At 72.4% G+C, this 20781-nt stretch carries 19 protein-coding genes; 11 read left to right on the top strand and 8 right to left on the bottom strand.

Features of this window, described 5'->3' with window-relative positions:
* Positions 1-191: 191 nt before the first annotated feature.
* Complete coding sequence (locus tag ABZS54_RS21705; protein ID WP_355538322.1) at positions 192-698, bottom strand: DinB family protein; 507 nt, start codon at positions 696-698, stop codon at positions 192-194.
* A gap of 186 nt (positions 699-884) precedes the next feature.
* Here ABZS54_RS21705 and ABZS54_RS21700 point away from each other — a divergent pair, with 186 nt between their 5' ends.
* A complete protein-coding gene (locus ABZS54_RS21700) occupies positions 885-1418 on the top strand; it encodes a hypothetical protein (protein ID WP_355538319.1) in 534 nt (177 codons plus the stop codon).
* Between the two features lie 94 nt (positions 1419-1512).
* On the opposite strand, the gene ABZS54_RS21695 is transcribed toward ABZS54_RS21700, so the two are convergent.
* Positions 1513-1833, bottom strand: a complete 321-nt coding sequence (locus ABZS54_RS21695) for a hypothetical protein (RefSeq protein ID WP_355538316.1) — start codon at positions 1831-1833, stop codon at positions 1513-1515.
* A gap of 376 nt (positions 1834-2209) precedes the next feature.
* On the opposite strand from ABZS54_RS21695, the gene ABZS54_RS21690 reads away from it, so the two are divergent.
* On the top strand, positions 2210-3892 hold the full coding sequence (locus tag ABZS54_RS21690) for a hypothetical protein (protein ID WP_355538313.1): 1683 nt from the start codon (positions 2210-2212) through the stop codon (positions 3890-3892).
* Between the two features lie 33 nt (positions 3893-3925).
* On the opposite strand, the gene ABZS54_RS21685 is transcribed toward ABZS54_RS21690, so the two are convergent.
* The 3 genes from ABZS54_RS21685 to ABZS54_RS21675 all read right to left on the bottom strand — a co-directional run bounded on the left by ABZS54_RS21685 (position 3926) and on the right by ABZS54_RS21675 (position 6786).
* The gene (locus ABZS54_RS21685; protein ID WP_355538310.1) at positions 3926-4534 is read right to left on the bottom strand and encodes a nucleoside triphosphate pyrophosphatase; all 609 of its coding nucleotides are present in this window, start codon (positions 4532-4534) and stop codon (positions 3926-3928) included.
* A 397-nt stretch (positions 4535-4931) separates the two neighbouring features.
* The gene (locus ABZS54_RS21680) at positions 4932-5129 is read right to left on the bottom strand and encodes an acyl-CoA carboxylase subunit epsilon (RefSeq protein ID WP_355538307.1); all 198 of its coding nucleotides are present in this window, start codon (positions 5127-5129) and stop codon (positions 4932-4934) included.
* Between the two features lie 70 nt (positions 5130-5199).
* Positions 5200-6786 carry an acyl-CoA carboxylase subunit beta gene (locus tag ABZS54_RS21675; protein WP_355538304.1) on the bottom strand — a complete coding sequence of 529 codons (1587 nt, stop codon included), beginning with the start codon at positions 6784-6786 and terminating at the stop codon, positions 5200-5202.
* Between the two features lie 103 nt (positions 6787-6889).
* On the opposite strand from ABZS54_RS21675, the gene ABZS54_RS21670 reads away from it, so the two are divergent.
* From ABZS54_RS21670 to ABZS54_RS21660, 3 genes are all read left to right on the top strand, one after another.
* Positions 6890-7708: a biotin--[acetyl-CoA-carboxylase] ligase gene (locus ABZS54_RS21670; RefSeq protein ID WP_355538301.1), complete on the top strand. Its 819-nt coding sequence runs from the start codon at positions 6890-6892 to the stop codon at positions 7706-7708.
* A gap of 307 nt (positions 7709-8015) precedes the next feature.
* Positions 8016-8546 carry a PH domain-containing protein gene (locus tag ABZS54_RS21665; protein WP_355538298.1) on the top strand — a complete coding sequence of 177 codons (531 nt, stop codon included), beginning with the start codon at positions 8016-8018 and terminating at the stop codon, positions 8544-8546.
* A gap of 58 nt (positions 8547-8604) precedes the next feature.
* Positions 8605-9696 (top strand): adenylate/guanylate cyclase domain-containing protein, encoded by a 1092-nt coding sequence (locus ABZS54_RS21660; protein WP_355538295.1) that lies wholly within the window; start codon positions 8605-8607, stop codon positions 9694-9696.
* Positions 9697-9724: 28 nt separating this feature from the next.
* Here the strand turns inward: ABZS54_RS21660 and ABZS54_RS21655 are convergent, their stop codons facing one another.
* Positions 9725-10120, bottom strand: a complete 396-nt coding sequence (locus ABZS54_RS21655; protein WP_355538292.1) for an SRPBCC family protein — start codon at positions 10118-10120, stop codon at positions 9725-9727.
* 375 nt (positions 10121-10495) lie between these two features.
* Here ABZS54_RS21655 and ABZS54_RS21650 point away from each other — a divergent pair, with 375 nt between their 5' ends.
* On the top strand, positions 10496-12292 hold the full coding sequence (locus tag ABZS54_RS21650; RefSeq protein ID WP_355538289.1) for a diguanylate cyclase: 1797 nt from the start codon (positions 10496-10498) through the stop codon (positions 12290-12292).
* Positions 12293-12328: 36 nt separating this feature from the next.
* On the opposite strand, the gene fdhD is transcribed toward ABZS54_RS21650, so the two are convergent.
* A complete protein-coding gene (gene fdhD, locus ABZS54_RS21645) occupies positions 12329-13177 on the bottom strand; it encodes a formate dehydrogenase accessory sulfurtransferase FdhD (protein WP_355538286.1) in 849 nt (282 codons plus the stop codon).
* 154 nt (positions 13178-13331) lie between these two features.
* Between fdhD and hutH the strand changes: the two genes are divergently transcribed.
* Both hutH and ABZS54_RS21635 read left to right on the top strand, forming a co-directional pair.
* Positions 13332-14909 (top strand): histidine ammonia-lyase, encoded by a 1578-nt coding sequence (hutH, locus tag ABZS54_RS21640; RefSeq protein ID WP_355538334.1) that lies wholly within the window; start codon positions 13332-13334, stop codon positions 14907-14909.
* A 152-nt stretch (positions 14910-15061) separates the two neighbouring features.
* On the top strand, positions 15062-15922 hold the full coding sequence (locus ABZS54_RS21635; protein ID WP_355538283.1) for a MurR/RpiR family transcriptional regulator: 861 nt from the start codon (positions 15062-15064) through the stop codon (positions 15920-15922).
* 94 nt (positions 15923-16016) lie between these two features.
* Here the strand turns inward: ABZS54_RS21635 and ABZS54_RS21630 are convergent, their stop codons facing one another.
* Entirely contained in the window at positions 16017-16343 is a 327-nt protein-coding gene (locus ABZS54_RS21630) for a hypothetical protein (RefSeq protein ID WP_355538280.1), read from the bottom strand.
* Between the two features lie 206 nt (positions 16344-16549).
* On the opposite strand from ABZS54_RS21630, the gene hutU reads away from it, so the two are divergent.
* From hutU to ABZS54_RS21615, 3 genes are read left to right on the top strand one after another with little or no spacing between them, the layout of a single operon-like run.
* Complete coding sequence (gene hutU, locus ABZS54_RS21625; protein ID WP_355538277.1) at positions 16550-18223, top strand: urocanate hydratase; 1674 nt, start codon at positions 16550-16552, stop codon at positions 18221-18223.
* Between the two features lie 17 nt (positions 18224-18240).
* The gene (locus ABZS54_RS21620) at positions 18241-19428 is read left to right on the top strand and encodes an allantoate amidohydrolase (RefSeq protein WP_355538331.1); all 1188 of its coding nucleotides are present in this window, start codon (positions 18241-18243) and stop codon (positions 19426-19428) included.
* Complete coding sequence (locus tag ABZS54_RS21615; RefSeq protein ID WP_355538274.1) at positions 19425-20762, top strand: formimidoylglutamate deiminase; 1338 nt, start codon at positions 19425-19427, stop codon at positions 20760-20762. The genes ABZS54_RS21620 and ABZS54_RS21615 overlap by 4 nt, the downstream gene beginning before the upstream one ends.
* Positions 20763-20781 lie beyond the last annotated feature (19 nt).

The raw sequence follows: 20781 nt of genomic DNA, 5'->3' as shown, positions 1-20781 counted from the left end.
ACGTCCAGCGGCGCGGCGGCCCCGGGCGCGGCGCCGTCGGCGCGGCCGGGCCGGGTGGTGGCGGGCGCGTAGCGGACGGGCATCGTCTTGCGGTGGGGCCGGCGGGCGCGGTGTGTGGTGCCGTCGGGTCGGCCGGATGGGGCGACCCCGGCCGCGAAGCGGACGGGATTGTTCGGGAAAGGATGTGGGGGTCAGCCGGTGGTCGTGTCGGTCTCGGCGGCCGTGGTCAGCGACTCGCGGATGATGTCCGCGTGGCCGGCGTGTCGAGCGTGTTCCTGGATCAGGTGCAGCAGCACACGACGGGCCGAACGCCGGGAGTTCGGTGGGTACCACGGCGCGCTCGGCAGTGGGGCGTCCACGTCGAGGTCGGGCAGCGCGCGGATTCGGGTCTCGGTGTCCTCGGCCACCTCTTCGAACAGGGCCACCACGTCGGCGAGCGTCTCGGCGCCGACCAGCCGGAAGCCGTCCGCCCAGTCCGCACCCTCGTCCCCGCGCTCGCGTTGAAGCAGGATGTCCAACCAGCTGCGCTCCACCTGGGCCGAGTGCTTGATCAGGCCGGCCAGGCACAGTTCGCTCACCGTCGGACGCTCGCTCGCCTGGGCGTCGGTGAGGCCGTCCGCCGCCTGAATCAGGGCGGCTCGCTGAGTAGCCAGGTACTCCAGCAGAGCGTCGCGTTCGACGTCCACGGCGTTGCCCATTACGACCACCTTCCGGATCTTGGCGGGCGGTTCGGCCTCGCCGCTGCCCAACCTATGCGCGCTCGCCGGCCGGGGCAGCTCGGCTACCCGACCGGGCGGTATTCGGCGCGCGGTGTTTCCCCCGGGCGGGGCCGGCTGCCACGATGTGAACGTCTACGGCATCCCATGCCTGGGCAGGAGGTACTGGTGGCAGAGGTGTTCTTGCGCCGGCTGACCCGTTGGCAGGCCGACCAACAGCGGGAATCCGTCGCGGATACGTACGTCAAGACCTACGGCGAGGATCCGCCGGGCCGCCCCGATTTCCTACGGCGCTATGCCGAGCACATCCAACAGCCCGGGTTCGAGATGGTGGTCGCGAACGGGGCCGGTGCGGAGGCGGGCTGCACGTACGGCTTCCCGCCTCGGCGAGCGAGCGGCTGGTGGACCGGCTTCCACGGCGAGTTGCCCGAGGACGTGGCCGAACTGGCGGCAGCCGGGAAGGTGTTCGTGATCGCGGACATGATGGTCGTTCCGCAGCAGCGGCGCCAAGGGCTGGCCACCCGGATGCGGGAGAAGCTGCTCGGGGGCACCGATGCCCGGTTCGCCGCGGTGCGGGTGCCCCGGGACAACCATGCCGCGCTCGCCGCGTTCCGATCCTGGGACTGGGCCCGCCTCGGCGAATGGCGCCCCGACCCGACGACCGAGCCGGCCGAGGTGTGGGGCCACCGACTCCGAACCTGAGCGGAGTTCCGAGCCGTCCGGCCCCGGCCAAGCAACCAGGCCCCCAGCCAAGCAACCCGGCCCACGGCCAAGCCGCCCGACGCCCGACGCCCGATCAATCGCCGTGCAGCTCGCGGAGGATCTGTCCGGTGCGCTTGTCTGCGGGGTAGAACGACTCGATCGAGATTTCCGCCACGGTGATGTCGACCGCGGTGCCGAACGTGGCCACCGTGCTCACGAAGGAGAGCACCTCCCCGCCGAACCGGATGCCCAACGGGATGGCCGGCGCACCGGGGCCGGCCGTGCTCGGCGGCTCACCGCCCGGGTAGCCGCTCACCTCGTCGTACAGCGCCCCGCGCCGCTCGATTGCCGGCCGGCGGTGCGGTCGCCGGGCCGCTCGGTGACGGCACTCCTCTCCAGGGTCGATTGCCGACATCGACGACTGTGCTCGACACGGGGTAGGGCGGTCGATTCCCTCCGAGGTAATGGCCGCGCATCCAGAGGTAATGGCCGCGCATCCAGAGGTAATGGCCGTAATCGCCCGACGATCCCGAGGCAATGCCCGGCTTCCCTCCCAACGAGAGCGTGACCCGACCCGTCGAGCGATGCCCGAGCGATGCCCGAGGGGCGGCCCGCGCTCCCCGCAGGAGAGGCGAACAAGAGGCATCCCGAGGCCATCGCGAGGCGGTCGAGGGACAGTCGAGGGACTTCCGGCAGATCCGAATCCATCGGGTCCGCGTCTCCCGATTCGGGAGCGGACGACCGCCGTTCTTCACCTAAGCTGCCTGTAAAACGACCCGGGGGAGACGGCCATGGCCGGCGGAGTGGTACGCAAGGCCTACGAGGCCGGCGCCGGATTCGCGGAGGGCCGTGCGCGGCGCCCCGAACCGGTGGGCCGGCTGTCCCTGGAGTGGGTGCCCGGTGTGCTGCTGGTCGTGCTCGGCACGGCCGCCGCGCTGGTGCTGCTCCGGGCCGGCATCGACCCCTCCGCGCCGGCTCCGGCCGCCGCGGACCCGGCCGCCTACGGCTCGGCCCCGGTGCCGACGCACTCCGGCGCCGGCCACTGGTCGGTGTGGGACCTGGTCGCGGTGCTGTTGCCGTGGGCGGTGCCGTTGGTGATCGGCGGGGTCGGGCTCACCGACAGCGTCTTCACCCACCGCCGCGGCGCGGTCGGCGGCGTGCTGGTGATCGGCCTGGCCGGCGCCGCGCTGACCACCGCGCTCGACCCGATCGCCACGCACTACGACGGCTCGGGCGACGCGCGCTGGCTCGGCTTCGTCTACCTGTTGCGATTCGGCTTCGCGGTCCAGGTGCTGATCGGCGTGGTGTTGTGGATCCACCTCGCGGTGCCCCGACACCAGGCGCCGCTGAACGCCGCGTTCGCGGCGACGCTCGCGGCGGCCGTACCGCTGCTGTTCGTGCTCGGCGGGCGTGACGTGCTCGACCCGATGTGGGAGTCCGGAGCCGGTCTGCAGACCTGGCTGCCGCTCGCCGCGTTCGGCTACCTGTTGATCCTGTTGCCCACCGGACGGGTCCTGGTGCCGCCGGGCCGGGGCTGGCAGGAGTCGGAAGTGGGCGCCTTCGGTGGGGTGTTCCTGCTCGGGCTGGCCGGCGTCGGGGTGTCCGCGGCGACCATCGTGATGGGTGACGACAAGCCCAAGGTGTTCGGCCTGTGGCCGATCGTCGCGTTGGCGGGCTGCCTGGTCGCCGCGGTGCTGACCTACCGGGTGGACGGGGTCCGCTCGGTCGCGGGCGCGCTGCTGGCGATGGCGGTCGGGCTGGCCGCCTTCCCGGCCGCGCTGTTCGCGTGGGATCGCACCGAGGGCAACCCGGGGCTGGGCCTGGACGGGCCGGGCGAATACGTGCCGTGGCTGCTCGGGCTCGCCGTCGCGGGCATCCTGGGCGCGGTCGCGGCCCGGATGCTCGGGGCGTACGCGATCGGCCTGGCCGCGCTGGCGCTGGTACTGGCCGAGTTCATCGGCCCGGCCGCCGGCTCCGGGCATCAGCTCGCGGTGCGCTGCGCGGGTGCGGCGGCGATCGGCGTGGTGGTCGGCGGACTGCGTCCGGAGCCCGCGATCGCGGCCTTCGGGCTGGGTGCGGCGTGCGGACCGGTGTGGCCGGACCTGCAGGCCGCGTCGGCCGACTACGGCTGGGTGGAGTGGCTGACCAAGAAGCCCGGCGGTGTACCGCTGCCGCTGCTCGTGCTCGCCGCGATCGCACTGCCGCTCGCGCTGCTGGCCGCACTGCGCGACACCCCCACGCCGCCGCCGCGTGGTCCCGGGCGTGGCCCCGGCCTCGGTCCGGTCGGCGCACCGGTCCCCGGGGGCGGCCCGTGGGCTCCGAACGCCTACGCCGAGCCCGCCCCGCAGCCCTTCGTGCCGCAGCAGCAGCCGAGCGCAGGCTCGTACCACCCGCAACCGCCGTCCGGGCTGCCCAACCTCGGCCCCGGGCCGGTCCGCCGCGACCTGAACCGGCCGGACGGGCCCGACTCCTGACGATGTGTCAGCGCCCGGAGCGGTCCGGCCCGGTCAGGTCCACAGGTCGACGATCCGCACGCCCACGCCGTCCAGGAGCCGGCGCAGCAGCGGCAGCGACAGGCCGATCACGTTGCCCGGGTCGCCGTCGATGCCGTCCACGAACGCCGACGCGTAGCCGTCCAGGGTGAACGCGCCCGCCACGTGCAGCGGTTCACCGGTGGCGATGTACGCGGCGACCTCGTCGTCGGACGGCGTCCCGAACCGCACCGTGGTGGCCGCCACGTCGGACACCCGCAGCCCGCTGCGGCGGTCGATCACGCAGTGCCCGGTCAGCAGCACCCCGGCACGCCCGCGCATCGACTGCCAGCGCTCCCATGCCTCGGCGGCGTCGGCCGGCTTGCCCAGCGCACGGCCGTCCAGTTCCAGGACCGAGTCGCAGCCCACGACCAGTTCGTCGGCGGCGAGCCCGGCGGCCACCGCGTCGGCCTTGGCCTCGGCCAGCAGCAGCGCGAGTTCGCGCGGCGTGGCGGCGGTGAGCGCGTCCTCGTCGACGCCGCTGACCACGACCTTGGGGTCCAGCCCGGCGTCGCGCAGCAGCTTCAGGCGCGCGGGGGAGGCCGAGGCGAGCACGAGGGAACGGGAGGGGGAGCGGTCGGTCATGCGGTCAACGTACCGGGCGTCGGCCCGCCGACCGGGCACGGGCCGCCCGATCACAGGCCGAGCACGAGCAGACCGAGGATCACCACCACGGGCAGGATCCACACGGCGCGCCGCAGCTGGGCCACGGCGCGCCGGGTTTCCTCGGAGAACTGCTCACGGTCACGCATGCATCCATCGTGCGGTGCGCACCGCCATGCGATCTTGAGTAGGAGTACTCAAGTCGGGTCGTGCGATATGCCGACATTCGATCTGCCGATAGTCGGAGAAGCGGCCCTTCGGCCGAAGCAGCAGCCTTTGACGTCGAAGAAGCGGCCTCACATAAGCACGAGCAGCCCTTCGGCTCGAAGCAGCAGCCCCTGACGTCGGAGCAGCAGCCTCAGGTCGAAAGAGCAGCCCTTCAAGACGGCCAGGCACTCGCGCGCCAGGCACCCGGTCCGGGCCGCAACTGCCGGCGCACCAGTCGGGCCGGCGCATTCCACTGCGAGGGCGCCGCAGGCTCCGGCGCGACGGTGCCGCCGCTCGCCTTGGCCGCCACGACGGTGACGATCACGGCCAATTCCTCCGGGGTGGGTTCACCCCGCACCACCTTGATCATGGGGACCTCCAGGCCCTGGCCGAGCCGGCCCGCGACGCGCGCGCCGGGGACCGACTCGGTGTGGTCCGACTTACAGCGGGATGTTGCCGTGCTTCTTCGGCGGCAGCGTCTCGCGCTTGCCACGCAGTGCACGCAGCGCCTTGATCACGTGCGCCCGGGTCGAGGACGGCCGGATGACCGCGTCCACGTAGCCGCGCTCGGCGGCCACGTACGGGTTGCACAGCGTGTCCTCGTACTCCTGGATCAGCCGCGCGCGGGTCGCCTCGGGATCGTCCGAGGCGGCGATCGTGCGCCGGTGCAGGATGTTGGCCGCACCCTGCGCGCCCATCACCGCGATCTGCGCGGTCGGCCAGGCCAGGTTGACGTCCGCGCCCAGGTGCTTGGAGCCCATCACGTCGTACGCACCGCCGTACGCCTTGCGGGTGATGATCGTCACCAGCGGCACGGTGGCCTCGGCGTACGCGTAGATCAGCTTCGCGCCGCGGCGGATGATGCCGTTCCACTCCTGGTCGGTGCCGGGCAGGAAGCCGGGCACGTCCACGAAGGTCAGCACCGGGATGTTGAACGCGTCGCAGGTGCGCACGAAGCGTGCGGCCTTCTCGGACGCGTCGATGTCCAGCGTGCCGGCGAACTGCATCGGCTGGTTCGCCACGACGCCCACGGACCGACCCTCGACCCGGCCGAAGCCGACCACGATGTTGGGCGCGAACAGCGGCTGGACCTCCAGGAAGTCCGCGTCGTCCAGGACGTGCTCGATCACCGTGTGGATGTCGTACGGCTGGTTCGCCGAGTCCGGGATCAGCGTGTCCAGCTCACGGTCGAAGTCCGTGGTCTCCAGGTCGGCGGCCTCGTCGAAGGACGGGGCCTCCTCCAGGTTGTTGCTCGGCAGGTAGGACAGCAGGCCCTTGACGTACTCCAGCGCGTCCTTCTCGTCCGCGCCCATGTAGTGCGCGTTGCCGGACTTGCTGTTGTGCGTGCGTGCGCCGCCGAGGTCCTCCATCGTGACGTCCTCGCCGGTGACCGTCTTGATCACGTCGGGACCGGTGATGAACATCTGCGAGGTCTGGTCGACCATCACGACGAAGTCGGTGAGCGCGGGCGAGTACACGTGGCCGCCGGCCGCGGCACCCATGATCAGCGAGATTTGCGGGATCACGCCGGAGGCGATCACGTTGCGGCGGAAGATCTCGCCGTAAAGGCCGAGCGAGACGACCCCCTCCTGGATGCGCGCGCCGCCGCCCTCGTTGATGCCCACCAGCGGGACGCCGGTCTTGATCGCCAGATCCTGGACCTTGACGATCTTCTCGCCGTACACCTCGCCCAGGCTGCCCCCGAACACGGTGACGTCCTGGGAGAACACGCACACCTGGCGACCGTCGACCGTGCCGGAACCGGTCACCACACCGTCCCCGTAGGGGCGGTTGCTCTCCAGGCCGAAGTTGGTGGAGCGGTGCCGCGCGAACTCGTCCAGTTCGACGAACGAGCCCTCGTCGAGCAGGTACTCGATCCGCTCACGCGCGGTCATCTTGCCCTTGGCGTGCTGCTTCTCGACCGCTCGGGCGCTTCCCGCGTGTACCGCCTCGTCGATACGACGCTCGAGGTCGGCCAGCTTCCCGGCGGTGGTGTGGATGTCGGGCTCGCCCTGTACTGGGTCCATCGTGCTGGCTCCTGTCACGTCGAACGGCGGCGATCGGTAGCGTATCCGCGCCACGCCGGCGACCATCACCGCCCTGCCCCGCAGTGCCTTCTAGGGTGATCGGATGGACTCTCCTTTCACGGATCTGGACCGCCCCCCGCTGCGTGAGGCGGCGCTGCGCAAGGCCCTGCTGGTACCCGGTGGGCTGTGGCGCGAGGTCGACGTCGTACCCGAGACCGGATCGACCAACGCCGATCTCGCCCGGCGGGCCGAGGAGGCGGAGGGGCTGGTGCTGGTCGCCGAGTCGCAGGTGGCCGGGAAGGGCCGGCTGGACCGGCGCTGGAGTGCGCCGCCGCGTTCGGGCATCGCGATGTCGGTGACGCTGGCGCCGACCGAGGTGCCGGTCGCGCGCTGGGGCTGGCTGCCGCTGCTCGCCGGGGTCGCCGCAGCCTCGGCGGTGTCCCGGGTGACGGGCGTGGACGCGCGCCTGAAGTGGCCCAACGATCTGCTCGTGGGCGAACGCAAGCTGGCCGGGATCCTGGCCGAGCGGGCCGGCGCCGGGGTGGTCCTGGGGATCGGTCTGAACGTCTCGCTGCGCGAGGAGGAACTGCCGGTCCCGACCGCGACCTCGCTCGCGCTGGCCGGCGCCGAGAACACCGACCGGGACCCGATCCTGCGCGCGCTCCTGCGCGAGCTGGAGGAGTGGTACACCCGTTGGCGGCTGACCGGCGGCGACGCGCGCACGAGCGGCCTGCTCACCGCCTACACCGACGCGTGCGCCACGATCGGCCGCCGGGTGCGGGTGGAACTGCCCGCCGACCGCACGCTGGAGGGCCCGGCCACCGGCATCGACGAGGACGGCCGCCTCCTGGTCACCACCTCCGAAGGCCCCACCGCGGTGGGCGCCGGCGACGTCGTCCACGTCCGCCCGACCGCCGACTAGCCACAAAGCCGGGACGCCCCACCCCACAAGGCCGTCCCGGCTCCCACCCCACCCGATTCCCGCAACCTCCCGCCCACCCGACGCCCGCGTATCCGCCCGTCCCCCCGACCACGCGCCGCGAGGCCGTCCCGGCGCCACCCCTCGCCCGATTCCCGCAGCCCTCCCACCCCGCGCGACGGGCGGGTGGGCGCGCAACAACCCCGTGCCCCCGCCCAAGGGAACCGCACAAAAACCCGTGCCCTCGGCACGCCTCCCGGCCGCCCGCCCAAGGGCGCCGCACAATCGTGGTGACTCACCAGGAGGCCCGGTGTTCACAACCACAGCCGAGGTCGACGACGACACACTCTTCGTCGTGCGTCCGCACTGGAAGCACCTCGTCCGCCCCGCCCTCGCCCTGTTCGTCACCGTCGCCACCACCGGCTTCCTCGCCGCGCTGACCCCGTCGAGCGCCGCCCGCGGCTGGAGCCGGCCCGTCGTGCTCCTGGCCGGTCTGGCGGTCCTGGTTCGCTGGAGCGTCCTGCCGTGGCTGGCCTGGCTGGGCACGCTGTACTCGGTCGCGGCCGACCGGCTGACCGTGCGTACCGGCACGCTGACCCGGGAGATCCGGGTGGTGCCGTTCGCACGCGTGGAAGACGTACTGATCGAGCACGAGTCGTTCGTGGACCGGATGCTCGGCGCGGGCACCGTCGTAGTGGTCCCCGTCGGCGACCGGGAGCAGCTCGAACTGCCGGGTCTGCCCCACGTGGTGCGGCTGCAGAGCGAGCTGCTCGTGCTCGCGGAGCGGGCCGCCGCCGGGCGGAAGAAGCACATGGCACCGCCCGACCCCGAACCTTTGTGACCCCCGACACGTAGTGTGGCTCCGACGAGACCATCCTTCGCACACCCGGTGGAGCCACATGCCCGAGGAACGGACCCGCGTGGAGCCCGGCGCGGGCGCCGGGGCCGAAGCGGCCGATCAGCACGCCCTTCCCGACCTGTCCGACATCGAGGCGGTCAACAACACCATCGCCGATGTCGAGCAGGTCGTCCTGGGCGCACCCCGGCGATACACCTCCGGCCAGGTCGCCGACCTGGTCGGGGTGCCCCTCGACGAGGCCCGCAGGTTGTGGCGCGGCCTGGGCTTCGCCGACTTCGGCCCGGCCCGTGCGTTCACCGACGCCGACGTCGCGGCGCTCAAGCACCTGCGCGAGCTGACCGAGTCCGGATTGTTGCCGGCCACGGTCGCGGCCCAGTTCGTGCGCTCGGTCGGACAGACCATGGCCCGGTTCGCCGAATGGCAGACCGAGGCGTGGGTGGAGTACATCGGCAACGAGCTCACCGGCAGCCGCTCCGAGCAGGTGGTCACCACCGCCGGCGACGTGATGCTCGAACTCGAACCGCTGGTCATCTACGCCTGGCGGCGCCACCTGGCCGCGGCGAGCTCGCGGGCGATGCAGGGGCTCACCGATCCGCAGACGGTGGGCCAGTCGCTGGCCGTCGGATTCGCCGACCTGGTCGGCTTCACCCGGCTGTCGCGCAACCTGGAGGAGGCCGAACTCGGCCGGCTCGTGCAGACCTTCGAGGACACCGCCGTCGATGTGATCGCCGAGCAGGGCGGCCGGCTGGTCAAGACGCTGGGTGACGAGGTGCTGTTCGTGACCTTCTCCCCGGACTCGGCGGTGGAGCTGGGCCTGCGCCTGGTCGAGGCGATGGCGCAGGAGGACGTCCTGCCCGCACTGCGGGTGGGTATCGCGTACGGCCATGTGCTCTCGCGGATGGGCGATGTGTTCGGCACCACGGTCAATCTGGCCAGCCGGCTGACCGCGCTCAGTCCCAAGGACGCGGTGGTGGTCGACCGTGAGCTGGCCGCGGCGCTGGAGGGCGACAACCGCTACGAACTGCACCCGATGTGGCGCCGGCCGGTCCGCGGCCTGGGCCTGGTCGAACCCTGGACGGTATGCCGGCCGGGTACTCCGCTGCCCGACCCGCTCGGCGCGGCCGGCGGTTGAGGCCGACGCCCGATCTTTCGCGGTCGGATCAGGCGAACGCCCCGCGCAGCGCCCGCAGCGCGGGCCGCATCACCTGGTGTTCGAGCTCGCGCAGCACCGCGAGCTGTTCGGTCGGGGTGCTCTCGAACCGCACCGACCACACGACCAGGCACATCGTGCCTCCCGCGATCGACTCCAGGGCGAGCCGGCCCAGCAGCGGCAGACCGTCGAGTGCCCGGTAGGTATAGGTGTGCCCGGCAGCGTCGTGCGAGACCAGCCGTTCGCGCACGGTCGAGCCGTCGGGCCTGCGTACGCATCGCTCGCCCCGGGAGTGCTCGTCGACCGGCCACGGGTACCAGCCGGACGGATCCTCGAAGTCCCCTACTGCCTCCCAGATCCGGACGGCCGGTATGTCGATCGCGGCGATGACGGAAAGCGTGGGCACGCGTCGCTCCTTCGGGCTGTGCCCGCGACCGTACTCTTTCGGCCCCGATCCCGGGAGCCCTCCACGCTCTCTTCACAACCACGCGCCCACGCGCCCGCTGCCGCGCTACGGAGCGGACACGGGGCGTTGCGGGCGCGAGGCACAGGAGTAATGTGCGCAGGACGCGAAGCCGGGGTATACAAGCGCTTCGCTCGCATCGGAGCGAGCCCTGGGCTCACGCGAGGGTGTCTCGGCACGGATGCCGGCGCCGACCGGCACCGACAACAGGAACGCACGCGAACAGCGACCCGTCGAGGTGGCGGCATGACGCGGGTGCACGTTGCCGTTAATCGGGCAATACATGACATATCCTCTGTCGGTGCTGGTGGATTGGGGGTGAGGACAGTAGCTTCGCGACCCGATTCGAGCGCTCCCGGAGCGGAGAGCTCGGGTGGCACGCCCGACGATCTGCCCGGCATGCCGGGAGACACGTGTCCGGAACCCGTCGCCTTGGTCGAAGGTCCGGACGCGGCCCGCAGGCTGCACGCGATCATCCATCTGGCCAAGACGCTCGCCACGACCCATCACTTCTCCGAGGTGGTCCGGGTGTCCGCGACCCAGGCCCGGCTGGCGATGGGGGCCGCGCACGCCTCGATCTCGGTTTGGGAGCGGGACACCGGGCGCCTGCGGGTGCTGGTCAACGACGGCGAACTCGCCGAGGGTGAGGAACCGCTGCCCGCCGCGGAGACGTATGCGGTCACCGACTTCCCGGACATCATCGAGTCCGACGCCTGGCCGACCACGTGGTCGCGCTGCGTGGACGATCCCGAGCACGCGCGCGACCGCGAGCGGGTCGCGGCGATGCTGCGCCGGGGGCGGCACGACTGCATGGTGGCGCCGATCATGGTCGAGGGTCGGGTATGGGGCGAGTTGTATCTGGCCCGGCGCTCCGACCAGCCGCGTTTCGAGCCGGTGGACGCCGAGTTCGCCGGGGTGCTGGCCGCGCAGATCTCGGCCGGGCTCGCCCAGGCCGAGCACTTCGAGCGGATCGAGAAGCTGGCCTTCACCGACCCGCTGACCGGACTGGCGAACCGACGTGCGATCGACGCCCGGCTGGACGAGGCGATGGCCCGGCACTACCGCGACGGTGTGGTGGTCAGCCTGATCGTCTGTGACGTCAACGGTCTCAAGCGGCTCAACGACGAACGCGGGCACGACGTCGGCGACCGACTCCTGGAGCGGTTCGCCGACCAACTCTCCGCTTGCGGCGCGATGTTGCCGGGGGCGATGGCCGCCCGGCTCGGCGGCGACGAGTTCTGCGTGCTCGCCGAGGGCTACCCGCCGGACGACGTGGTCGCGGTCGCCGAGGAGCTGTGTCGGCGCGCGCTGCGGATGCACAACGGTGAGGGCGTGGCCTGCGGCGTGGCCTCCACCGGCGACCCGGTGGGCCCGGTGACCAGCGCGGATCGCCTGTTCCGACTCGCCGACGCGGCCCAGTACCGGGCCAAGGGCTCGCGCTCGACCCGGCCGGTGGTCGCCGGTCGCGGCCAGCAGCCCGACCTGACCTTGTCGCTGGCGAGCGAGGCGCAGGAGGAGGCGGAGACCGAGGGCCCCGGTCCGCACCGCGACCGGCGCCGGTTTCGCGGCGCGCTGCACAACGCCGAACCCGGCCGACTGCTCGCGGCGGTACTCGCCGTCCTGGACGAGCGCGAACCCAAGAGCGTGCACCGCGCGGACACGCTGGGCCGGCTGGAAATCGTCGCCGACACCTTCGCGCGGATGCTGGACGGGGTCGCGTGGTGGGTGTCCTACCTGCCGCCGGGCGGTCGGGTGCTGCGCACCGTGCGCTATTCGATCCACCGACTGACCGGAGTGCAGAGCGAATCGGGGTCGCGCTACGACGCGGTCGCCGCCGAATACGACCTGGCGCACTACCCGGCCACGGCGGACGCGGTGCAGGGCGGCAGCTTCGTCGCCGAACTGGGCGACCCGGGCACCGACCCGGCCGAGGAGGACCTGCTCCTGGTCGGCGGCTACAAGGCGATGGTCGCCGCCGGCGGCAGCAACGCCGCGGGCGGCTGGCTGGTCGAGATCTACGCCGACGACCTGAGTCTGAGCGTCACCGGCCTGGCTCCGGTGCTGCGCGCGTTGGTCGCGGTCGCGCTGACCGGGGGCGCCTCGCTCCCGGAGTGACCGGGCCGCGGCAGGTTCCGGGCCGGTCCCGGGTGATCAGGCCGACGGGTCGCCGCGCCGCACCGTCACCCGATCCGGATGGCTGTACACATTGGCCGAGCGTCCGCGCAGGAAGCCGACCAGGGTCACCCCCGCGTCGGCGGCCAGGTCCACCGCCAGTCCGGACGGGGCGGACACCGCGGCCATCATCGGCACCCCCGCCATCGCGGCCTTCTGGGTCAGCTCGAAGGAGGCCCGTCCGCTCACCATCAGCACATGCCCGGCCAGCGGCAACCGGCCCTCGCGCAGCGCCCAGCCGACCACCTTGTCCACCGCATTGTGCCGACCCACGTCCTCGCGCACGCACACCATCTCGCCGGTCGCGGTGAACAGGCCGGCCGCGTGCAGGCCACCGGTGCTGGCGAACACCTTCTGCGCCGCGCGCAGCCGATCCGGCAGTGCGTACAGCACCTCCGCGTCCACCCGCACCCCGTCCGCGTGCACGTCGAAGCGGGACATCTTGCGCAGCCCGTCGATACCGGTGCTGCCGCAGATCCCGCACGAGCTGGACGTCCACACGCCGCGCATCAGGCCCGGATCCGGGGCGGGCACGTGCGGCGCGAGCACCGCGTCCACCACGTTGTAGGTGTTGTGGCCCTCGTCGTCGGTGCCCGCGCAGTAGCGCATCGCGGCCAGGTCCTCGGCCGCGCCGATCACGCCCTCGGCGGCCAGGAATCCGGCGACCAGGTCGAAGTCGTCGCCCGGTGTGCGCATGGTCACCGTGATGGTGCGCCCGCCGATCCGGATGTCGAGCGGCTCCTCGGTGACGAGCGTGTCGGTGCGCGTGACGGCCGGAAGGTCGCCGCCCAGCCGCAGGACCTTGTGGCGAGAGGTGACCCGACCCACAACACTGCCTTTCCTCGATCCGCTCCGGGCGGTCGATCCGTTCCGGAGGGCGTACGACGCGAATGCCCACCACGGCTCGAACGTCTCTTACGCCTCCCGGCACGGTAGCCGCCCTGGTGTTGTCGCAATCCATGCACATAATGATCGAGTGAATATCGATCTGCACAGCGCCCCCGAAGCCGCCCCCGCCACCGTCTCGATCGGCGAGGCCGGGATGTCCCCGCAGGACGTCCTCGCGGTCGCCCGCGCCGGCGCGCGCGTCGAACTCACCGAACGCGCGATAAAGGCGATGGCTGCCTCTCGCGCGGTGGTCGAGGGCCTCGCCGCGCGCACCGAACCCGTGTACGGGGTGTCCACCGGCTTCGGCGCGCTCGCCGTCCGGCACATCAGCCCCGAACTGCGCACCCGGCTCCAGCACTCGCTGGTGCGCTCGCACGCCGCCGGGATGGGCCCCCGGGTCGAGGACGAGGTGGTCCGCGCGCTGATGCTGCTGCGGCTCAAGACGCTGTGCTCGGGCCGCACCGGGGTGCGGCCGATCGTCGCGCAGACCATGGCCGGGCTGCTCAACGCGGGCATCACGCCGGTGGTCCGCGAATTCGGCTCGCTCGGCTGCAGCGGCGATCTGGCCCCGCTGGCGCACTGCGCGCTCGTGCTCACCGGCGAGGGCGAGGCGGCCGGCCGCGACGGCGTGGTGCGGCCCGCCGCCGAACTGCTCGCCGCCGCCGGCCTGGAGCCGATCGAGCTCAAGGAGAAGGAGGGCCTGGCCCTGATCAACGGCACCGACGGCATGCTCGGCATGTTGTTGATGGCCGGGGCCGACCTCGCCCGCCTGTTCACCACCGCCGACATCACCGCCGCGATGACCATGGAGGCGCTGCTGGGCACCTCCCGCGTGCTCGACCCGGCGCTGCACGCCATCCGCCCACACCCGGGCCAGGCGGCCAGCGCGGCCAACATGCTGCGCGTGCTCGACGGCTCGGCGCTGACCGGACACCACCAGGACGCGGCGCCGCGCGTGCAGGACGCCTACTCGGTGCGCTGCGCGCCGCAGGTCGCCGGTGCGGGCCGGGACACCCTCGCGCACGCGCTGCTGGTCGCCGACCGCGAACTCGCCGCCGCCGTGGACAACCCGGTGATCCTGGAGGACGGCCGGATCGAGTCCAACGGCAACTTCCACGGCGCCCCGGTCGGCTACGTGCTCGACTTCCTCGCCGTCGCGGTCGCCGACCTCGGCTCGATCGCCGAGCGCCGCACCGATCGCCTGCTCGACCCCTCCCGCTCGCACGGGCTGCCCGCGTTCCTGGCCGACGACCCCGGCGTCGACTCCGGCCTGATGATCGCCCAGTACACCCAGGCCGCGCTGGTCTCCGAGTGCAAGCGGCTGGCGATGCCCGCCTCGGCCGACTCGATCCCCAGCTCGGCGATGCAGGAGGACCACGTCTCGATGGGCTGGAGCGCGGCCCGCAAGCTGCGCCGCGCGATCGACAACCTGAACCGCGTCCTGGCCATCGAGCTCACCACCGCCGCCCGTGCCCTGGACATGCGCGTGGCCGCCGGCCTGGGTGCCCCCGCGCCCGCCACGGCCGCAGTGATCGCCGCGCTGCGTGCGAGCGGCGGCGAAGGGGTGGGCCCGGACCGCTTCCTGGCCCCCGACCTGGAGGCCGCCGACGCCTTCGTCCGGGCCGGCAAGGTGATCGAGGCCGCCGCCTCGGCGGTCGGCGAGCTGAACTGACCCCGAACGGGCTGAACTGACATCACGTCAGATCAGGCAGGATTACCTGACGCGGACCGCCGCCGGCGGCGGTCCGCGCCTTCCGGCAGTGCCCGAACCACGCCCGCCGCACCGGCGGGCGCAGCCGAGCGATGCCCCAGCAGCGAGGAGACATGTCGGTGGCCGACGACGACGCGAGCCCTTCCGCCCGCCTGCTCGCCCTCTTCGAGCGCCACCGGCTCACCCCCACCCAGCGCCGGATCGCGCACTGCCTGGTCCGGCACGCGGGCGAGGCGGTGTTCCTCTCCAGCGTCGAAGTGGCCCAACTCGCCGGCGTCAGCCAGCCGTCGGTGACCCGGTTCGCGGTCGCGCTCGGCTTCGACGGCTACCCGGCGCTGCGCCGGCACCTGCGCGAACTCGGGCTGCCCACCACTGCCGAGTCCTCCGCCGAGGTGGACCGCAACGAGTACGTCGGCGCCGTGCACGCCGAGATCGCCAACCTGACCCGACTGGCCGAGCAACTCGCCGACCCGGGCCCGATCGCGCGTGCCGCCGCACTGCTCGCGCCCTCGCGCCCGCTGGTGGTGCTGGGCCTGCGCACCGGAATGGCGCCCGCGCGCGGATTCGGCTACTTCGCGGCCAAGGTGTTGCCCGAGGTGCGCGTCCTGGACGAGGGCGGCTCGCTTCTGGTGGACCGGCTCGACCAGGCTCGTGCGGCGGGCGCGACCGGCCTGCTGTGCTTCGCGCTGCCGCGGTATCCGCGGGAGTTGGCCGAGGGCCTGCGGGTCGCGCGCGACCTGGGCATGCGGATCGTCACCGTGACCGACAGCCCGTTCGCGCCTGCGGCGGCGCTGTCCGACGCGGTACTGATCGCCGGGGTCGGCTCACAACTGGTCTTCGACTCGTACGGCGCGCCGATCCTGATGGGGCAGATCCTGCTCCAGGCGATGTGCGACATCGAGCCCGCGCGGGCGCAGGTTCGATTGGAGGATTTCGAGCGGCAGGCGGGCGAGCGCGGACTCTTCGACGTGTGAGCGGCCTCGCACACGCACGCCGTGGCAGGCCGGGCCGATGGACGCCCGGCCCGCGGCGGGCTCGTCCTCGAACGCCGGACGGGCTGTTCGTGCACTAACGCGGCCAGGGCCCCTTGTGAGGCGAGACGTGGTGCTCCGGCGTCGGCTGCCGGGCGGATTCGCGGTGCGCCGGCATGATCGAGATCGCGCCCAGCATGGCCACTACGCCGACGATCGCGGCACCGCCCGCGATCAGCGCGGTCTCCCGATAGCGCGGGACGCTGAGCAGGAAGCCGCCGGTGCACAGCAGCGCACCGATCATCAGCACCAGCGCCACCACCCCCGGCTCGCGCCCACGGCCGCGCACCAGCATCACCAGCCCCGCGAATGCCACGAACGCGCCCAGTGCGGTGATCGCCCAGAGCACCTCCTGCAGATCCATGCCGTCCGGCTACCCGGCGCCGGTCCGGCCGACCACCGATCGCATGAAATGACACCGAATGGGTCAAGTCGCTCGATGTCGCGGTGCTCACGTCGCCGGCTCGGCCGGCTCTCTTGGCGATGCCTTGCAGAACAGATAGATTCACTCTCGAAGCGACTGAATGTTTTCATACAGAAATCGTGCACAGGGACAGAAGGGGCGCCGCCATGTCGGACCACACCGCAGGACCGCGCGAGGTGCGCGCACCACGCGGAAGCACGCTCACCACCCGCGGCTGGCAGCAGGAGGGCGCCCTGCGGATGTTGCTCAACAACCTCGACCCCGAGGTCGCCGAGCACCCCGACAAGCTGGTCGTCTACGGCGGCACCGGAAAGGCCGCGCGCGACTGGCGCTCCTTCGAGGCGATCACCCGCACGCTGACCACGCTCAAGCAGGACGAGACGCTGCTCGTGCAGTCGGGCCGTCCGGTCGGTGTGATGCAGACCCACGAGTGGGCCCCGCGCGTGCTGATCGCCAACTCCAACCTGGTGCCCGACTGGGCCAACTGGGAGGAGTTCCGCCGGCTGGAGTCGGCCGGCCTGACCATGTACGGCCAGATGACCGCCGGTTCGTGGATCTACATCGGCACCCAGGGCATCCTCCAGGGCACCTACGAGACGTTCGCCGCGGTCGCGGCCAAGCGCTTCGGCGGCACCCTCGAAGGCACCATCACGCTGACCGCCGGCCTCGGCGGCATGGGCGGCGCGCAGCCGCTGGCCGTGACCATGAACGGCGGCGTGGTCATCTGTATCGACTGCGACCCCTCGCGGATCGACCGCCGGATCGAGCACGGCTACTGCGACACCCGGGTCGAGACGCTGGACGCCGCGCTGCAGCTCGCCGTCGAGGCACGCGACGCCCGCCGTCCGCTGTCCATCGGCCTGCTGGGCAACGCCGCCGAACTGGTCCCGCAGCTGCTCGCGATGGACGCGCCGATCGACATCGTCACCGACCAGACCTCGGCCCACGACCCGCTCGCCTATCTCCCGGTCGGCGTCGCGTTCGAGGACATGGCCGAGTACGCGCGCACCAAGCCCGCCGAGTTCACCGACCGCGCCCGCGAGTCGATGGCCCGCCACGTCGAGGCGATGGTCGGCTTCCAGGACAAGGGCGCCGAGGTATTCGACTACGGCAACTCGATCCGCGGCGAGGCGCAACTGGCGGGCTACACCCGCGCGTTCGACTTCCCCGGCTTCGTCCCGGCGTACATCCGGCCGCTGTTCTGCGAGGGCAAGGGCCCGTTCCGCTGGGCCGCGCTCTCCGGCGACGCGCGCGACATCGCCAAGACCGACAAGGCCGTGCTCGACCTGTTCCCGGAGAACGAGTCGCTGGCTCGCTGGATCAAGCTCGCCCAGGAGAAGGTGCACTTCCAGGGCCTGCCCGCACGGATCTGCTGGCTGGGCTACGGCGAGCGGGACAAGGCCGGCGAGCGGTTCAACGACATGGTCGCCTCGGGCGAGCTGGCCGCGCCGATCGTGATCGGCCGCGACCACCTGGACTGCGGCTCGGTGGCCAGCCCGTACCGCGAGACCGAGGGCATGCTCGACGGCTCCGACGCGATCGCCGACTGGCCGCTGCTGAACGCGATGGTCAACGTGGCCTCGGGCGCCTCGTGGGTGTCCATCCACCACGGCGGCGGCGTCGGCATCGGCCGCTCGATCCACGCCGGCCAGGTCACCGTCGCGGACGGCACGCCGCTGGCGGGCGAGAAGATCCGCCGGGTGCTCACCAACGACCCCGGGATGGGCGTGATCCGGCACGTGGACGCCGGCTACGACCACGCCGTCGACATCGCGGACGAGCGCGGCGTGCGGGTGCCGATGCGCGAAGGCGACGCGTGAGCACCGGCTTCGAGGCGATGTGGCGCGACCTGCTTCCGGTGGGTCGCGCCACGACCGGCGGCTACCGTCGGTACGCGTGGACCGACGCGGACGCGGAGTGCCGCGCGTGGTTTCGCGAACAGGCCGAGAACCGGAACCTGATCTACGAAGAGGACCGCAACGGCAACCAGTGGGCGTGGACCGCGCCCGGCGCCGACGCGATCGTGATCGGCAGCCACCTGGACTCGGTGCCGGACGGCGGTGCCTACGACGGACCGCTGGGCGTGGTCTCCTCCTTCGCCGCGCTCGACCTGCTGCGCGAGCGCGGCGCCGATCCGGCGCGTCCGCTGGGCATCGTCAACTTCGCCGACGAGGAGGGCGCCCGGTTCAACGTCGCGTGTGTCGGCTCCCGGTTGTCCGCCGGGGTGCTGACGCCGGATCAGGCACGCGCCCTGAAGGACGCCGAAGGCGTCTTCCTGGGCGACGCGATGGAGCGCGCCGGATTCGACCCGGCCGGGATCGGCCCCGACCCGCAGCGGCTGGGCCGGATCGGCGCGTTCGTCGAACTGCACGTCGAGCAGGGCCGCGATCTGGTGCACCGCGACCGCGCGGTGGGCGTGGCCTCGGCGATCTGGCCGCACGGGCGCTGGCGGTTCGACTTCCGCGGCGAGGCCAACCACGCGGGCACCACCCGCCTGGAGGACCGGCACGACCCGATGCTGACCTACGCCAACACCGTGCTCGCGGCCCGCAAGAAGGCGCACGTCTCCGGTGCGCTGGCCACCTTCGGCAAGGTCGACGCGCGGCCCGGTGCGGCCAACGCGATCGCCTCCGAGGTGCGCGGCTGGCTCGACTCGCGAGCCGCCGACGAGCCCACCCTGGACGAACTGGTCGCGGAGATCATCCGGGCCGCCACCGAGCGCGGCGACCGGGACGGGGTCGACGTGCAGGTCACCCGCGAATCGTTCACGCCGGTCGTCGAGTTCGAGGGCTCGCTGCGCGACCGGATCGCCAAGCAACTCGGCGGCGCGCCGATCCTGCCTACCGGCGCCGGTCACGACGCGGGCATCCTGTCCGCGCGCGTGCCCACCGCGATGTTGTTCGTGCGCAACCCCACCGGCGTGTCGCACTCGCCGGCGGAGAGCGCCGAGATGGTGGACTGCCTGACGGGCGTCACGGCGCTCGCCGACGTGGTGACCGACCTGATGAGCGAGGACCTCGGGTGAGCGAGTACTGGTGTGAGCTGGTGCAGACCCGCACCGGCATCGAACGCGACGTGGTGCTGTCCATCGTGGACGGCCGGATCGAGTCGGTCACCCCCGATCGCCCGGTGCCCCCGGGCGCCACGGTGCTGCCCGGGCTGACCCTTCCGGGCATGGCCAACGCGCACTCGCACGCCTTCCATCGGGCGCTGCGCGGGCGCACCCAGACCGGCACCGGCACGTTCTGGACCTGGCGCGAGCAGATGTACCAGGCCGCAGGCCGGCTGGACCCGGACAGCTACCTCGCGCTCGCGCGGGCGGTGTACGCGGAGATGGCACTCGCCGGCATCACCTCGGTCGGCGAGTTCCACTACCTGCACCACGGCCCGGACGGCACTGCGTACGCCGATCCCAACGCGATGGGCCACGCGCTGATCGAGGCGGCCCGCCAGGCCGGCATCCGGATCACCCTGCTGGACACGTGCTACCTGCACGGCGGCCTCACCGCCGACGGCTACCGGCCGCTGGAGGGCGTGCAGCGCAGGTTCGGCGACGGCAGCTCGGACGCCTGGTACGAGCGCTGGAGCGCGCTTCGCGGCGACGAGAACACCCGGATCGGCGCGGCCATCCACTCGGTCCGCGCGTTCGCGGCGAAGGACGACTACGCGACCTGGGCCGCCCGTACCGAAGGCGTTCCGGTGCACGTGCACCTGTCCGAGCAGCCCGCCGAGAACGCGGCGTGTGTCGCGCATCACGGGCTGACCCCGACCGGCCTGCTGGACGCGCACGGCTTCTGGAGCGCGAACGCGACGGCGGTGCACGCGACCCACCTCACCGACGCCGACATCGCCGCACTGGCCCGGGCCGAGGCGGGCGTGTGCTTCTGCCCGACCACCGAGCGCGATCTCGCCGACGGCATCGGCCCGGCCGGTGAGCTGGCCCGGGCCGGCGTGCCGCTGTCCCTGGGCAGCGACAGCCAGGCCGTGATCGACCTGTTCGAAGAGGCCCGCGCGGTCGAACTCGACGAGCGGCTGCGCACCGGGCGGCGCGGCCACTTCACCTCGGCCGCGCTGCTCGCGTACGCCACCGTCACCGGCCACCGCGCGCTCGGTTGGCCCGACGCCGGCCGGATCGAACCGGGCGCCCTCGCCGATCTGACCACGATCGGCCTGGACTCGGTCCGTCTGGCCGGCACCGTCCCGCGCCTGGCCACCGAGGCGGCGGTGTTCGCGGCCACCGCGAGCGACGTCACGCACGTCATGGTCGGCGGGCGCACCATCGTCCGCGACGGCGTGCACCAACTCGTGGATGCCGTCCCGCAGGCGCTGACCACGGCCGTGCACGGGCTGTTCGGCTGACCACGGCCGCTCCGCCTCG

The organism is Embleya sp. NPDC005575 (assembly GCF_040605455.1).
In the GTDB taxonomy this organism is placed as follows: Bacteria; Actinomycetota; Actinomycetes; order Streptomycetales; family Streptomycetaceae; genus Embleya.
The sequence above is the reverse complement of the archived record's forward strand: the minus strand, read 5'-3'. Positions and strand labels throughout refer to the sequence as shown.